The sequence below is a fragment of the Marinibacterium sp. SX1 genome (genome assembly GCF_050389775.1).
Classification (GTDB): Bacteria; Pseudomonadota; Alphaproteobacteria; order Rhodobacterales; family Rhodobacteraceae; genus Marinibacterium.
Genome location: NZ_CP177144.1, coordinates 2,537,711 through 2,552,895, shown reverse-complemented (window position 1 = coordinate 2,552,895; position 15,185 = coordinate 2,537,711). Strand labels below are relative to the sequence as shown.

Below are 15,185 nucleotides of genomic sequence, written 5' to 3'. Positions count from 1 at the left end.
TCCGGTTCTGCGTGGTCCCCGATCATGCTGATCCTCCCGGTTGGGTTGCGACCTGGTGAGGACAGGGTAGCCGGAGGCGTGAATTGCGAAAATTGAAACGTTTATTCAGATATTATGAACACAAATCGATCCAATCTGAACATGGCGCCCCCAGATTGCCAAACCGCAAAACGGTCCGGCCCAAGAGGTCCGCCCCACAAGTCCCGTGCCCGTCTCTTGTCACGAATGACCCGAAAACAACCCGATGACAGGTGCCGACGCCGTTCCACGCGCGCAGGCTACCGGCCCCGATATGCGGAGTGGCGATGTTTCATTGTGTGGGAGCGCAGCCAGATCGGCAAAGGCCAGATCGAAACACGCCAAATCGAAGCAGGCGCAAACATTCAGGCTGGTGGGATATGGCGGAGAGACAGGGATTCGAACCCTGGAGACGGTTTCCCGCCTACACACTTTCCAGGCGTGCGCCTTCGACCACTCGGCCACCTCTCCGTTCGCGACCCCTTAGCAGAACTCCGAAGGCGCGTGCAACGGCCTTTGGCAGGAAATCCGTGCCGAAGGCCGCTGCTCTTGCGGGTTTCATCGCCGGTTGGCGAGCTTCCCTTGCGTCAGGCCGATTGCGGATTGCCCGGGCCTTCGTCCAGCCCGTCATCCGCCCCGTCCTCGCCCGGGTCCAGCTCGCGCTGGGGGGGCTGCATCGGCGCCGGGGCGGGCTTGGGCACCTCGGCCAGGGCCTCGGGGTTGCGCAGCCAGATGTCACGCTGTGCAAAGGGTATCTCGATGCCTTCCTCGACAAAGCGCTCGGCGATGGCATGGTTGATCTCGGTGCGCACCGACAGGCCCCAGCTGACGTCGCGGATGATCACCCGTACCTCGAAATCCAGCGAATCCGCGCCGAAGCCCTGGAACACGATGAACGGCGCCGGGCGGGCCACGACCATCGGGTGATCCTCGGCGATCTCCTGCAGGATCTGGGCCACCTTCTTGGTGTCCGACCCATAGGCCACGCCGACATTGATGATCACCCGCCCCGTGGGCGTACGGGTGTAGTTGGTCACCGCCCCCGAGATCAGGTCGGAATTGGGCACGATGACATCGGTGCGGTCAAAGGTCTCGATCCGCGTCGCGCGCACCGAGATGTCCTTGACGATGCCCATGGTGCCGGCAACCTCGATCCAGTCGCCTTCGGAGACCGGCCGTTCGATCAGCAGGATGATGCCCGAGACAAAGTTCGACACGATGGTCTGCAGGCCGAAACCGATGCCGACGGACAGCGCGCCGGCGACGATGGCCAGCGACGACAGGTTGATCCCCGCGCTGGTCACCGCGATCAGCGCGGCCAGGAACAGGCCGATGTAGCCGGTGCCCGAGACAATGGCGTTCTGGCCGCCGACGTCGATCTGGGTCTTGGGCAGAAGCGAGCTTTTCAGCGCGCCCTGCAACAGCCGGGTCAGCCCGTAGCCCACGCCGAAGATCACCAGGAAGGTCAGGAAATCGACCGGCGAGATCCGCGTGCCGCCGACGCTGACCCCTTCGAGGAAGCGTGACCAGAGCTCGCCCAGGTCGCTGTCGCGCACCCCCCAGGCCAGGGCGATGAAGGGCAGGCAGATGGCCGCCAGGACAAAGCCCACGAGCACGGCAAAGAGCGAATCCATCGCGCCGTCGCCCTGCCCCGTGGCATAGCCGTAGATCCCGGTGATGAACCGCTGCAGCACGGCGGCCAGGGCAAAGATCGCCAGGGTCCAGATCATCGGGTAGAGCGCGGCTTCGGCCGCGTTCATGTAGCCCGCCGCGGCGGCCAGCGGCGCGGCGATGGCGATGATCTGGGCGATGGTGCGCACCGGGGGCATGATGCGGCTGAGGCTGCCCATGGCCTGGCTCGCGGCCGGGGCCTCGGCCTCGTCGGGGGTTTCGACCGGTTCGGCCGACTTGACCGGCCGGGTGATCGACACCAGGCGGTAGAGGATGATCGCGCCCAGGATGATGATCGGGAAATGGATGACCGCCGCCGATTCCGTCCCGATCCGGTCCAGCCGGATCACCAGGTCGGCGGCATCCTTCAGCACCAGCACGATGGCCAGCGACCAGACCGTGGCCCGCACCTCGGCCTTGCTGCGCTGGGTGTTAGGCAGCAGCCCGTCCTCGTCATCGCTGTCGAACAGCCGTTCGCCCAGCCAGCCGAAGCACAGCATGATGACCGACCAGTGCATCACCCCGTCGATCACGGCATTGCCGCGCATGCCGGTCAGCTGGGTGACCTTGAGCGCGGTCAGGATCAGCACCACGCCGATCAGCGGGATGATGATGCGGCCCAGCGAGACGACAAAGCTCCAGACCCCGCTGCCGGCCCCGCCGAAGCTGCGCAGGTAATCGCCCAGCCGCCCGGCCAGCCGCCGGCCACGCAGGATGCAGCCCAGGCCCAGCACGACCAGGAACAGCGCGATGGGAATGGCGCTGACGGCCTGGCTGCGGGTGACCTCGTTTTTCAGCGCCCGCTCGGTTTCCGAGGCCAGGTCATCGACGAACTGGGCCAGCTCGCCCAGGGCGGCGGGCAGCAGCACCGGGTTGATCGGCACCGGCCCGCGCGTGAACAGCGCCTCGGTCTGGCGCGAGCGCAGCATGGAATCGATCTCGGCCACCAGGCCGTTGGCCTCGGTATAGGCCGCCTCGGCCACGACGGACGGCGCGCGCAGCTCCTGCAGGCGGGCTTCCATCTGGTCGCGGGTCGCGGCGACGGTTTCGCTTTCCGATCCGTCCTCGGGTTCGGGCCCCAGCGCATCCAGCTGCGATTGCAGCGAGGCAATGCGCGCGGCGTTCTCGTCGCGGGCATCGGCAAAACGCTGGCGGTAATCGGCGATCTCGGCTCGCAGGTCCTCGAGCGCCTCGTCCGAGGCGCGCCCGGCGTCCAGCGTGGCCTCGGCCCGGTCGGCCAGGGCCTGCCAGGCGGCCTGGTCGATGACATCCGAGCTTGTGGTTTGGGCGGCAGAAAGCCCGGCCCAGAGCACCAGGCTCAGGACCGTCAGCAGACGGATCAGAAAGGTCATTGCACTCACGCGTCTTCGAAGACACCCGGAATGCTGGCCGGGCCGCGGCCCATCCAGTCAGGAACGGGCAGCCCCTTGTCCTTGAGGAAAGCGGGATTGAACAGCTTGGATTGGTAGCGCGTGCCATAGTCGCACAGCACGGTGACGATCGTGTGGCCCGGGCCCATCTCGCGGGCCAGGCGGATGGCGCCCGCGATGTTGATGCCCGTCGATCCGCCCATGCACAGGCCCTCTTCGCGCAGCAGGTCGAAGATGATCGGCAGGGCCTCGGAATCGGGCACCTGGTAAGAGAAATCGGGCGTGAACCCGTCGAGATTGGCCGTGATCCGGCCCTGGCCGATGCCCTCGGTGATCGACGTGCCCTCGGCGCCCAGTTCGCCATGGGCGTAGTACTGGAACAGGGCCGAGCCCAGCGGGTCGGCGATGGCAACCTTGACGCCCTTGGGCTGCAGCGCCGCAGCGACGCCGGCCAGCGTGCCGCCCGAGCCCACGGCCGAGACAAAGCCGTCGACCTTGCCCCCGGTCTGTTCCCAGATCTCTGGGCCGGTGGTTTCGACATGGGCCTGGCGGTTGGCCACGTTGTCGAACTGGTTGGCCCAGATCGCGCCATGGGGTTCGGTCTGGGCCAGCTTCTCGGCCAGCCGCTGCGAATAGCGCACGTAGTTGTTGGGGTTCTTGTAGGGCGCCGCGGGCACCTGGACCAGCTCGGCCCCGGCCAGGCGCAGCATGTCCTTCTTTTCCTCGGACTGGGTCTCGGGGATGACGATGACCGTCTTGAACCCCATCGACGCGCCGACCAGCGCCAGGCCGATGCCCGTGTTGCCGGCCGTGCCTTCGACGATCGTGCCGCCGGGCTTCAGCTCGCCGCGGGCGATGGCGTCGCGGATGATGTAAAGCGCGGCCCGGTCCTTGACCGATTGCCCGGGGTTCATGAACTCGGCCTTGCCGAGGATCTCGCACCCGGTCTCTTCACTGGCCTTGCGAAGGCGGATCAACGGCGTGTTGCCGACGGCGTCGGCCAGGTCTCGTGCAATGCGCATGGGCGCTCCCCAGTCTTGTCGTATGGTCAGATGTAGCGTCGGTGCCCCGGGACAACAACCCGGTCAGCCGGCCCGGCGCAGGCGTTCGCGGTTCAATGCCAGCCACAGCCCCGCCGTGACCAGCTGCAGATTGACATGCCGGCCCGCCTGGAGGTCGTCAAGGAAACGGGCGAAGGGTATGACTTCGCTGCGAATATCCTCGCCCTCGGCTTCGACCCCGGCCACCGCCCCGGCCCCGCGCAGATCGGCGATGCCCACGAAGATATGCGAAAATTCGGTCGAGGAACCGGTCGAGGAATAGGCCTGGGCCACGGGTTCGAGCCGGTCGAGGGTCAGCCGGGCCTCTTCGACGGCCTCGCGCAGGGCGGCCTCGGGCGGGGTTTCGCCGGGATCGACCAGCCCGGCGGGGGCCTCCCAGATCCAGGGCGAGCTGTCGCCGGCCACATAGGGCGCGGCGCGGAATTGCTGGACCAGCAGCACGCAGTCGCGCACCGGGTCATAGGGCAGCACGATGGCCGCGTCGCCGACCTTGAGCGCGGCGCGGTTCATCACCGGGCCCAGCGTGCCGTCGTGGCGGCGGTATTGCAGGTCGATCTCGGCCAGGCTGAAGAAATTGAGATAGGGCAGATGGCGGGCGTGCACGACCACGTCGCGGTCCAGGTCAAAGGCCGAGGGGCGCGGCCGCTCATCGGCCCGCAGCCGGGCCGCCGCGCGGGTCTCGACGGCGCGCAGGCGGTGGGCGCCAAAGGCCGCGCCCTCCAGGCGGCCATGCTGGGCCATGATCTCTTCGGCGGCCAGGGACCACAGCGGCGCCCAGTCGCGGGCCCAGTCCGTGGCATCGAATGCCGGCGCCTCCTGCGGCCCATCCTGTAGCCCGTCTTGCGGCCCGTCCTGCGGCATGTCGGCCAGGAACACCCGGACGTCACGGCCATCCAGCGTGACCGTGTCGGGGCGGCAGCCATGGACGGCGGTGAAATAGGCCAGCCGGTCGGCCGCCTGCGGATCCAGCCCCTCCAGCACCAGCCCCGGGGCCACCGCCTCGTCTCGGGCGATCAGCGTGGCCGGCCCGCGCGGAGCGGCGGCAACGGGCTGCCAGCCGTCCAGCCGTGCCGGGCGCCCGGCCAGGTCGCAGCCCAGCACCTGCGCGCGCAGGGGTGCATGCACCAGGGAGCCGAACAGGAATACATCCATGGAAAACGTGCCGCCTTGACCGTGATTGCCTGTGGCGGCGCTAGCGCCACCTGCGGCTGGCATATTCCGTCGCGAGCCCGGCCGCCACCCCTCCGACCAGAAGCGTGACGATGATCTCGGTCGTCATGATCATGATGGCGTAATCCTGCCCGATGTAGAGGATGCCAACGATCGCCTCGAACGGGCCGTCATAGCGGTTGCGCATGGCCAGGCGCACCATCTCGTCGGTCGCATGGACGAAGAGTTCCCAGAACATCATGGCCACCATGGCCGTCAGCCCGTTGTTGATCCCCGGCACCGTGCCCCGGCCCGCCCTTGGGCCCATGACCACCCAGCCGGTGACCAGCCCGATGGCCATGTTGACCGGCGCGAACCAGTCACCCACGCCCCGCCCGTCGGGCAGAAGCGGGATGACCATCCCCGAGACGACAAAGGCCAGCAGGGCCAGGCTGAGCGCGGCGACGAGACGGGCGGCTGTGGGCATCGGGGCGGTCTTCCGGGTTTCTGCGTGGTCGTGACCGCATCCCGCCGGATCGGCCCGGCCGCGATCACCCCGGGTTCTGCACGACCCCGGGGCGCAAAATCAAGACGGGCGCGACACGGTGATCTGGGTCACGTCGCAATTGCCACTGTCGAAGGTCGCCGCGCAGGAGGTCAGGTAGAAATTCCACATCCGCCGGAACCTGTCGTCGAACCCGTGGGCGGCCACCGACTCCCAGCGGTCGTTGAAGGTTTCATGCCAGCGCCGCAGGGTGATGTCATAGCTCTTGCCGAACTCGATGGACCGTTCAAAGGCCAGCCCGGCCTTTTCGATCTGGTCGCGCAGCACCGTCGGGCTGGGCAGCATGCCCCCGGGGAAGATGTACTTCTGGATGAAATCCACCCCCCGCTTGTAGACCTCCCACCGGCGGTCGGCCACGGTGATGATCTGCAACGTGGCATTGCGCCCGGGCTTGAGCCGCTCGCGGATGGTCTCGAAATAGACCGGCCAGTATTTCTCGCCCACGGCCTCGAACATCTCGATCGAGGCGATGCCGTCGTAGCGGCCGCGCTCGTCGCGGTAATCCTGCAGCTTGAACTCGACCAGGTCGGCCAGCCCGGCGCGCTGGATGCGGTCGCGGGCATAGGCCAGCTGTTCCTTGGAAATCGTCAGCCCGGTGACCTTCAGCCCCCGTTCCCGCGCGGCATATTCGGCAAAGCCGCCCCAGCCGCAGCCGATTTCCAGCACGTGATCGCCGGGCCGGGCGCCCATCTGGTCGACCATGCTCTTGTACTTGGCCGTCTGCGCCCGTTCGGTGCTTTCCTGGCCGGTCTCGAACAGGGCCGAGGAATAGGTCATCGTGCTGTCCAGCCAGAGGCCGTAGAAATCGTTGCCCAGGTCGTAGTGATAGGAAATGTTCTTGCGGGCCTGGGCCTTGTGGTTGCGCTGCAGCCAGAAGCGCAGCTTTTCGTAGGTGCGCACCAGCCCCATGCCGGGAAAGCCGTCATAGACCTCGTCGTTCTCGGCATGGACAAAATCCATGAAGGCCTGCAGGTCGGGGGTGGACCACCAGCCGTCGAGATAGGCATCGCAGAAGCCCAGGTCGCCCTCGCGGATCAGCCGGGCAAAGCAATCGGGATTGTGGATGTGGATCTCGGCCACGAACCCCGGCCGCGCGCCCTGGGCGCGAAAGCGGCGGCCATCGGGCAGGACCATGTCCAGCCGTCCGGCGTTGGTCTTTTGCAACTGCTGGAAAACCTGCGGGAAATAGCGCGGCAGGTTGGCCTGGGCATCGGTACTGGTCAGGATCATCTTGTCCCCCCACTTTGTCCATGAAAAAGGCTAGGCCGGGATCCGGCCTGCGGCAAGCGGGCAGCGTGCAAAAAGTGCGCCCCCGGGCCGGCCGGCGCCGGCCGGATCACGCGGATTGGGCCAGGCGCCCGGCTCTTTGGCACAAAATACACCGGTTTTCGGATGAAACACGGCGCGCGCGCCGCTCAGAACGACCGGCCTTCATAGGCCTCCAGCGCCGCGCGGCGGCCGTCCTCGGCGGTGACCACCGGATCGGGATAGGCATCCTCGGGCGACAGGCCCCAGCTTTCGGGCACGGCCTCGAAATAGCGCAGGGCCAGCCGGTCGGGCCGCGCCCGGCCTTCGGCGATCCAGCGGTCGACATAGACCCGGCGCGGATCGAATTTCTCGCGCTGGGTGATCGGGTTGAAGACCCGGAAATAGGGCGCTGCATCGGGCCCCGACCCGGCTGTCCATTGCCAGCCCATGGCGTTCGAGGCCGGGTCCCAGTCGATCAGGCAATCGGCGAACCAGTCCATCCCGACCTTCCAGTGAAACATCAGGTGCTTGGTCAGGTAGCTGGCCACGATCATCCGCGCGCGGTTGTGCATGTGGCCGGTCACGTACATCTCGCGCAGGGCGGCATCGACGAATGGAATGCCCGTGCGCGCCCGTTTCCAGGCCCGTATCTCCTTGAGACGCTCGTCGGTCTTCCAGGGAAAGGCCTCCCATTCCTCGCGCCAGTTGTCGGTCGTGATGCGGGGCGTGTGATAGGCCAGGTGATAGGCAAAGTCGCGCCAGACCACTTCCTTGAGAAAGGTCTCGGGGCCACGGCCGCTGTCGTCCTCGCGGGCGCGCATCCCGGCATGCCACAGCCGGGCCGGGCTGATCTCGCCCCAGGCCAGGTTCTCGGACAGCCGCGAGGTGCGATCCTCGGCCGGCAGGTCGCGGCCCTCGCTGTAGCCGGCGATGCGGTCTTCGATGAAACCATCCAGCCGGTCCTGCGCGGCGGCCTCGCCGACGGTGACGAAATCGCCCACCACACCGGCCCCGCGCCGCATCGCCGCGCCCAGTTGCCAATCCTCAAGCCGGTCGCTGTCGGGCCAGCTCTCGGGCGCGGGCATCGACGGCGCGGGCAAAAGCCCGGCCACGTCGCGCGATTTCACGGCCTTCCAGAACGGCGAATAGACCTTGTAGAACCCGCCCTGCTTGGTCTCGACCGTCCAGGGCTCAAAGAGCACGTGGCCCGGGAAGGACCGCGCTTCGGTGCCGTCGTCCTTCAGCCCGGCCTTGACGTCCGTGTCGCGGGCGATGGCCTGGGGGTCATAAGTGCGGGTCCAGTGCACGGCCCCTGCCCCGGTTTCGGCCACCAGCGCGCGCAGCACGTCCAGCGCCGGGCCACGGCGCAGGATCAGCCGGCTGCCGGCCGCGCGCAGATCGCGGTCCAGCCGGTCGACCGACAGGCCCAGGCGCCATTTCGGGGCGGCGCCCATGTCCTCGACCGTCTCGTCGCAGATGAAGACCGGAATGACCGGGCCGCCGGCCTCGCAGGCGGCGGTCAGCGCGGCATGGTCGCTCCGCCGCAGGTCGCGGCGGAACCAGACGAGGATCGGACGTGCGGGCATCGGGGCTCCTTGGCGGCGCGCGGGATCGAGTTGCGACCAGACCTAGCCCTTGGCCGCGATCCGGCAAGCATGGCCCGCCGCCCCCTGTCGCCGGGTTAACACACCCGGATCACACGCCCTGCCCGGCCGCCGTTGATGCGCGCGGCTCTCTGACGTGCCCAGCCGCCGTTGCCGCGCCCGGCGGTCCGGCGTGCCAGTCCACCGCTGCCGCCCCCGGCCATCGGCAGTGCTTGGCCGCAGGTGCCGCACCCGGCCACCGGCAGTGCCCTGCCGCAGGTGCCGCCCCCGGCCATCCGCCGCGCCCGGCCCGGCTAATGCAGCCGGTCAACCGCCGCTGCCCCGCCCTGCCCGCCTCCCGGCCGCCGCGTCGCGGGGACCGGGCGGCGGCTCAGAGCACCTCGTCGAGCGCCGCGATCAGGCGGTCGATCTCGTCCATCGTGGTGTAATGCACGAAGCTCAGCCGCAGCACGCCCTGGCGGGCATCGACGCCCATCGCGCCCAGCGGCCGGACGGCATAGAAATCGCCGCCCCCGCAATTGATCCCCCGCTGCGCCAGCGCGGCGGCCACCGGCTCGGCCGGGCGGCCCAGGTCCAGCGCCACCGTCGGCGCCCGGCGCGCGGCCTCGGCCGGGCCCAGCAGGCGCAGGTCGTTGCGCGACGACACGGCATCGAGCAACGGCTGCAACAGCGCGATCTCGTGGTCGCGCATCAGGTCATGCACGAAATCGCCGGCCTCGGCCGGGCTGCGCCCGGTGCCGCCGTGATGGTCATGCAGCATGTCGATGTAATCGGCGATGCCCGCGCAGGCCGCGACCTGGGCATGGTCGGGCCCGGCCGGGGTGAATTTCTTGTAGAGGCTGTCGGCGTTGAAATAATGCGCCTGGTTGGGCAGCAGCGCGGCCAGCGCCTTGCGGATGACCATGATGCCCTGGTGCGGGCCATAGGTCTTGTAGGCCGAGAACAGGTAGATGTCGGGACCCATCTGGCCCAGGTTGGGCAGGCCGTGGGGGGCATAGGACACCCCGTCGACACAGACAAAGGCCCCGGCCGCATGGGCCATGGCGGTGATCTCGATCACCGGGTTGATCTCGCCCACCACGTTGGAACAATGGGGGAAACAGACCAGCCGAACGCTTTCGTCCAGCAGCTTTTCCAGGTCCTCGGGGTTCAGCCGCCCGGTGACCGGGTCGATCTTCCACTCGCGAACGGTGATCCCCTCGTCGGCCAGCCGCCGCCAGGGCCCGGAATTGGCCTCGTGGTCCTGGTCGGTCACGATGATCGTCTCGCCGGGCTTCATCCATTGCCGGAAGGCCTGGGCCAGCACATAGGTGTTCTGCGTCGTCGATGGCCCGAAGGACAGTTCCTGCGGCTCGACACCCATCAGCGCGGCCAGCCTGTCGCGGGCCTCGTCCATTTCCTCGCCGCCCAGGCGGCTGGCGTCAAAGGGCCCGTAGGGCTGGACCTTGCGCTGGGTGTAGAACCGGTGCAGCCGGTCGACGACCTGGCGGCAGGTATACGATCCCCCGGCGTTCTCGAAAAAGGGCTGGCTGTCCAGCCCGGGTTGCGCAAAGGCCGGAAACTGGCCGCGCACGAATTCAATGTCCAGCGCCATGAAGATCCTCCGTCACGATGACGGCCCCGACGCGACGCGCGCATCGGGGCCGTTTCCGGGCACAGGCTTACCCCGCGCCCTTGCCAGTCGCAATCCTGTCAGCGCCGTTCGTCGACCAGACCCTTGTAGATCGCCCAGCACATGACCAGCAGCACCACGGTGAACGGCAGGCCCGTCGAGATGACCATGGATTGCAGCGAGGCCAGCCCGCCGGCCGACAGCAGCAGCACGATGGCCACGGCGCCTTCGAAGACACACCAGAACACCCGCTGGGGCACCGGCGCATCGACCTTGCCGCCGGCGGTGATCGTGTCGATCACCAGCGAGCCGGAATCCGACGAGGTCACGAAGAAGACGATGACCAGCACGATGCCGACCAGGCTGGTGATGCCCGTCAGGGGCAGTTCCTGCAGCATCTTGAACAGCTTGAGCGGCAGTTCGGCTTCTTGCGCCGCGGTATAGCCGTCCTGGACGACCTGCTGGATCGCCACGCCGCCAAAGACCGACATCCACAGCACGCAGACCAGCGAGGGGATCAGCAGCACGCAGATGACGAATTCGCGCACGGTCCGGCCGCGCGAGACGCGGGCGATGAACATGCCGACGAAGGGCGACCAGGAAATCCACCAGGCCCAGTAGAACGACGTCCAGCCCTGCATGAAGTTGACGTCATCGCGGCCCAGCGGGTTCGACAGCGCCGGCAGGTATTCGACATAGGCCACCAGGTAATCGAGGAAGCCGGTCAGCGTGGCCAGGGTATGGCCGGCCAGCAGCACGAAGAGCAGCAGGGCAAAGGCCAGGCCCATGTTGATTTCCGACAGGACCTTGACCCCGCCATCCAGCCCGCGCAGCACCGAGACAAGCGCCACGGCGGTGATGCAGGAAATCAGGATGACCTCGGTCGAGGACGAGATCGGGATGCCGAAAAGCTCGTTCAGCCCGGCATTGGCCTGGGTCGCGCCGAAGCCCAGCGAGGTGGCCAGGCCGAACAGCGTGGCAAAGACGGCCAGCACGTCGATGGCATGGCCCCACCAGCCCCAGACCCGTTCGCCCAGGATCGGGTAGAAGGCCGAGCGGATCGTCAGCGGCAGGCCCTTGTTGTAGGAAAACAGCGCCAGCGCCAGGGCCACCACGGCATAGATCGCCCAGGGGTGCAGGCCCCAGTGGAAGATCGTCGCGGCAAAGGCCAGCCGGACGGCGGCCTGTTCATCGCCGGCCGCGCCGTTCAGCGGCGCCCAGTCGGTGCGCAGCCCGTCCTCGCCGACGGCCGTGCCGCCCATGGACGAGGCGAAATGGCTCATCGGTTCGGACACGCCGTAGAACATCAGGCCGATGCCCATGCCGGCCGCAAAGAGCATCGCGAACCAGCCGATATAGCTGTAATCGGGCGTGGCATCCGTGCCGCCCAGCCGCACCGAGCCCACGGGCAGGACGATGAGCAGCAGGCAGAAGATGACAAAGATGTTGGCGGCCGACAGGAAGAACCAGTCAAAGCCCTTGGTCACCGCGCCGAACAGCCAGGTAAAGACCGAACTGGCCTGCTCCGGCAGGGCGAGGGTGTAGAAAACGAAAAGGATGACGGCCAACCCGGAAATCAGGAAGACCGGGTTGTGAATATCGAGCCCGAACGGCCCGATCTGGGTTTCGATATTGTCCTGACCGATCTCGTAATCGGTCTCGATGACATCCGAGTGGCCTTCCGGCTCGGGGATGCCCTGTGAGGTTTCATCGACCATGCAAGGTCTCCCTGTCTGGGGTGGCTGGGGGGCTGGTCCGGGGGCCTGTCGGGCCGTCCGCACGCCGGCTCACGAGCGGATCACCATGATCGAACATTTGACATGTTCGGCCAGCTTGCCGCCGTTGGACGGCCAGATGTGATCAAGCACGTTGGGCACGTGGCTGGCCATGACCACCAGGTCGCAACCGGTCTCGCTCACGGCCTTCAGCAGGCTGCGTTCCATGTCGACGCCGGGATCATGGCTGATCTGGACATGGGCGCTGGCCGCATGGCCATGGGCCGCGCCCTGGGCCGCGGCAAAGGCCGTCAGCTTGTCGCCGAATTCCTGGGGGTTGTGGGCCACCGAACCGGGGCTGGTCGATGTCACGCCGACATAGACCACCTCGGCCCCGTACATCCTGGACTGGTCCGCTGCGCATTGCAGGGCCTTTTGCAACTTGTCCGCGTGGGCCAGGTCCACCGGACACATGATTTTACTGAACACTTGCGCTCCTTCCTGTCCAAGCGCGGTCCGAACCGGGGTCGGCCGCGTCTTTCGCGATCTTTGTTGCCGCAGGGGCAATGTGCCGCGATTGACAAAGGGTAGCGCACCCACCGGGCACAACCCACCCGATGGAGGCAATTTTTTAACCAAAACCGACCAAAAGCCGCCCTGTCAGGGCCCAATGGCCGCCATGACCGCGCGTCAGGCGTTGACGTCGACGACCACCCGGCCCTGCACGCGGCCATTCAGGATGTCGGCGCCCAGGCCCGGCAGATCGCCCAGTGTCGCCGGGCGGATCATGTCCTCCAGCCGGTCCATCGGCAGGTCGCGGGCGATGCGCTGCCAGGCACGCAGGCGGTTGTCATAAGGCTGCATGACGCTGTCGATCCCCAGAAGGTTCACCCCGCGCAGCAGGAAGGGGATCACCGTGGCCGGCAGGCCCGCGCCCCCGGCCAGGCCCACCGCCGCGACCGATCCGCCGTATTTCATCTGACCCAGCAGCCGGGCCAGCATGGCCCCGCCCACGGCATCGACACAGCCCGCCCAGGTTTCCGATTCCAGCGGCCGCTTGACCGTCTCGGCCAGCTCTTCACGGGGCACGATCGTCGTGGCGCCCAGCTTGCGCAGGTAATCGGCCGTCTCGGGCCGGCCGGTCACCCCGGCCACCTCGTGGCCCAGCCGGGCCAGGATCGCCGTGGCCACCGACCCCACGCCTCCGGCCGCGCCGGTCACCAGCACCGGGCCCTGCCCGGGGGTCAGCCCGTGGTCTTCCAGCGCCATCACCGCCAGCATCGCCGTGAACCCGGCCGTGCCCACGGCCATGGCCTGGCGCGTGTCCAGCCCTTCGGGCAGGGGCACCAGCCAGTCGGCGCGCACGCGGGCCTTCTGGGCATAGCCGCCCCAATGGGCCTCGCCCACGCGCCAGCCGGTCAGCACGACCTTGTCGCCCGACGCATAGCGCGGATCGTCCGAGGCCTCGACCGTGCCGGCGAAGTCGATGCCCGGCACATGCGGGTAGCTGCGCACCAGCCCGCCGCCCGGGCCGATGCACAGCCCGTCCTTGTAATTCACCGTCGAATATTCGACGGCCACGGTGACCTCGCCTTCGGGCAGATCCGCCAGGGCGATGTCCTTCACCGCCGCGGAGGTCTTGCCGCTGTCAGCATCCTTGTCGACGACCAGTGCCTTGAACATGATGAACTCTCCTTCCCGCGCCGGTCCCCCGACCGGCGATCGCCCAAGGGGTAACGGCCCGCCCGGACCGGCACAAGCCACCGCCCGCCAAGGGCGCAAGGATCAGCCGTCGCCCGGCCGGGGCGTGCTGCATGGCAAAATCAGCAGCCCCCGCCCCTCGGGGCCACGCACCGGTGCAGGCCGCAAGACGCCGGGCTCAAAAGAGCACGCCGGCCACGGAGCGCAGACGCGGGACAAGGGACACGAAAAGCTCAGCCCTCAGCCCTCAGCCCTCAGCCCTCAGCCCTCAGCCCTCAGCCCTCAGCCCTCAGCCCTCAGCCCTCAGCCCTCAGCCCTCAGCCCTCAGCCCTCAGCCCTCAGCCCTCAGCCCTCAGCCCTCAGCCCTCAGCCCTCAGCCCTCAGCCCTCAGCCCTCAGCCCTCAGCCCTCAGCCCTCAGAAAGCGGCCAGCCCTACAAGCGTGACGCAAGGCGGAAACACCGGCACCTGCCCCGGAGACACGCTCGGACGCATGCGAGGTGTCAGCCAGCCCCTGCCACCACCCCGACCGACCCGATCCGTTCACCCCTCGTCGGGCATGAAGGCCAGGTCGCTGACCGGCGCCTTGGCCCCGGCGGCGGTGATCATCGCATGGATCTGGCCCCGGTGGTGGGTCTGGTGGTTGAACATGTGGGTCACGCAGAGCGCCATGGGCCGCGCCATTTCGGCCCCCGTGGCCCCGGAATACCAGGTCAGGTCGCCCGCCAGGTCCACCGCCCGCAGCCGCTCGGCCCAGAGCGTCAGCCGCCGGTCCGTACGGTAGCGCTCGGCGCTCCAGGTGGCCAGCGTCGGACAAAGCGTCGTGCTGCCCGCGATGCCCGTGGCCGGCTTGTCCCAGCCGTCGAACCGCGACATCCACATCAGGTCGGCCCACAGCAGGTGGTTCAGCGTGGCCAGGATCGAGCCGAAGAACGCTCCGCGCTCGCGCGTCAGCTCTTCGGCCGGCAGATCCGCCAGGCATTCGGCCAGCTGGCTGTTCTGCCAGGAATTGTACCGCACCATGACGCGGCAGTAACCGGGGTCGATCATTGCGTACCGGCCCTTTCAAACCATGTTCACCCTGCGGCCGGCCGGCCCGATACCATGGGCCGGACAGCCATGTTCCATGACAGGCTGCATGCCAGATTGCGCCTGCCCGGACAATCACTTGCGCACGAAGGCGACCGCCTGCGGTCACGCCACCGCCGGCAGTGCCGCCGCATCGGGCGGACAATGGTCAAAGGCTGGTCAAAGGCCGAAATCAAGGGCCAGGATCAAGGGCCGGTCACGGCGGCGGCAGCGCCCCGACCACCACTTGCGCGCAAAGCCAACCGCCCGCAGCCGGGCCACGGGCAGCAGCGACACCGCGACGGGCGGACGATGACCAAAGGCGGTTCAACCATCCGAACCACAAGGCCCGGATCAACGGCAGGCCGAAGCGGCAACAGCACCCGGCCGGATCGCCCGGCCGGG

The 15,185-nt window shown here is 67.9% G+C and carries 11 protein-coding genes and 1 tRNA gene; all 12 read right to left on the bottom strand.

From position 1 onward, the window contains the following. Window positions 1–399: 399 nt before the first annotated feature. A tRNA-Ser gene (locus ACK3BB_RS11420) sits at window positions 400–489 on the bottom strand. A 116-nt stretch (window positions 490–605) separates the two neighbouring features. Then, a complete protein-coding gene (locus ACK3BB_RS11415) occupies window positions 606–3,041 on the bottom strand; it encodes a DUF3772 domain-containing protein (protein WP_428924769.1) in 2,436 nt (811 codons plus the stop codon). A 5-nt stretch (window positions 3,042–3,046) separates the two neighbouring features. After that, the gene (locus ACK3BB_RS11410; protein WP_428924768.1) at window positions 3,047–4,081 is read right to left on the bottom strand and encodes a cysteine synthase A; all 1,035 of its coding nucleotides are present in this window, start codon (window positions 4,079–4,081) and stop codon (window positions 3,047–3,049) included. 63 nt (window positions 4,082–4,144) lie between these two features. Beyond that, window positions 4,145–5,272: an NUDIX domain-containing protein gene (locus tag ACK3BB_RS11405; RefSeq protein ID WP_428924767.1), complete on the bottom strand. Its 1,128-nt coding sequence runs from the start codon at window positions 5,270–5,272 to the stop codon at window positions 4,145–4,147. Window positions 5,273–5,312: 40 nt separating this feature from the next. Then, a complete protein-coding gene (locus ACK3BB_RS11400) occupies window positions 5,313–5,756 on the bottom strand; it encodes a TrgA family protein (RefSeq protein ID WP_428924766.1) in 444 nt (147 codons plus the stop codon). Between the two features lie 99 nt (window positions 5,757–5,855). Beyond that, window positions 5,856–7,064, bottom strand: coding sequence for a class I SAM-dependent methyltransferase (locus ACK3BB_RS11395; protein WP_428924765.1), 1,209 nt, complete (start codon window positions 7,062–7,064; stop codon window positions 5,856–5,858). Window positions 7,065–7,249: 185 nt separating this feature from the next. Further along, entirely contained in the window at window positions 7,250–8,668 is a 1,419-nt protein-coding gene (locus ACK3BB_RS11390) for a cryptochrome/photolyase family protein (RefSeq protein WP_428924764.1), read from the bottom strand. 388 nt (window positions 8,669–9,056) lie between these two features. Then, complete coding sequence (locus tag ACK3BB_RS11385) at window positions 9,057–10,280, bottom strand: aminotransferase class V-fold PLP-dependent enzyme (RefSeq protein ID WP_428924763.1); 1,224 nt, start codon at window positions 10,278–10,280, stop codon at window positions 9,057–9,059. A gap of 98 nt (window positions 10,281–10,378) precedes the next feature. Continuing rightward, window positions 10,379–12,016, bottom strand: a complete 1,638-nt coding sequence (locus ACK3BB_RS11380) for a BCCT family transporter (RefSeq protein WP_428924762.1) — start codon at window positions 12,014–12,016, stop codon at window positions 10,379–10,381. Between the two features lie 69 nt (window positions 12,017–12,085). Further along, entirely contained in the window at window positions 12,086–12,502 is a 417-nt protein-coding gene (locus ACK3BB_RS11375; RefSeq protein WP_428924761.1) for a universal stress protein, read from the bottom strand. A gap of 201 nt (window positions 12,503–12,703) precedes the next feature. Beyond that, the gene (gene acuI / locus ACK3BB_RS11370) at window positions 12,704–13,696 is read right to left on the bottom strand and encodes an acryloyl-CoA reductase (RefSeq protein ID WP_428924760.1); all 993 of its coding nucleotides are present in this window, start codon (window positions 13,694–13,696) and stop codon (window positions 12,704–12,706) included. A 559-nt stretch (window positions 13,697–14,255) separates the two neighbouring features. Further along, window positions 14,256–14,762, bottom strand: coding sequence for a DinB family protein (locus tag ACK3BB_RS11365; protein WP_428924759.1), 507 nt, complete (start codon window positions 14,760–14,762; stop codon window positions 14,256–14,258). Window positions 14,763–15,185: the final 423 nt, after the last annotated feature.

Bases quoted from the DNA above. Each gene is read 5' to 3' on its own strand.
- ACK3BB_RS11415 (WP_428924769.1), bottom strand. From the start codon at position 3,041: ATGACCTTTCTGATCCGTCTGCTGACGGTCCTGAGCCTGGTGCTCTGG.
- ACK3BB_RS11410 (WP_428924768.1), bottom strand. From the start codon at position 4,081: ATGCGCATTGCACGAGACCTGGCCGACGCCGTCGGCAACACGCCGTTG.
- ACK3BB_RS11405 (WP_428924767.1), bottom strand. From the start codon at position 5,272: ATGGATGTATTCCTGTTCGGCTCCCTGGTGCATGCACCCCTGCGCGCG.
- ACK3BB_RS11400 (WP_428924766.1), bottom strand. From the start codon at position 5,756: ATGCCCACAGCCGCCCGTCTCGTCGCCGCGCTCAGCCTGGCCCTGCTG.
- ACK3BB_RS11395 (WP_428924765.1), bottom strand. From the start codon at position 7,064: ATGATCCTGACCAGTACCGATGCCCAGGCCAACCTGCCGCGCTATTTC.
- ACK3BB_RS11390 (WP_428924764.1), bottom strand. From the start codon at position 8,668: ATGCCCGCACGTCCGATCCTCGTCTGGTTCCGCCGCGACCTGCGGCGG.
- ACK3BB_RS11385 (WP_428924763.1), bottom strand. From the start codon at position 10,280: ATGGCGCTGGACATTGAATTCGTGCGCGGCCAGTTTCCGGCCTTTGCG.
- ACK3BB_RS11380 (WP_428924762.1), bottom strand. From the start codon at position 12,016: ATGGTCGATGAAACCTCACAGGGCATCCCCGAGCCGGAAGGCCACTCG.
- acuI (WP_428924760.1), bottom strand. From the start codon at position 13,696: ATGTTCAAGGCACTGGTCGTCGACAAGGATGCTGACAGCGGCAAGACC.
- ACK3BB_RS11365 (WP_428924759.1), bottom strand. From the start codon at position 14,762: ATGATCGACCCCGGTTACTGCCGCGTCATGGTGCGGTACAATTCCTGG.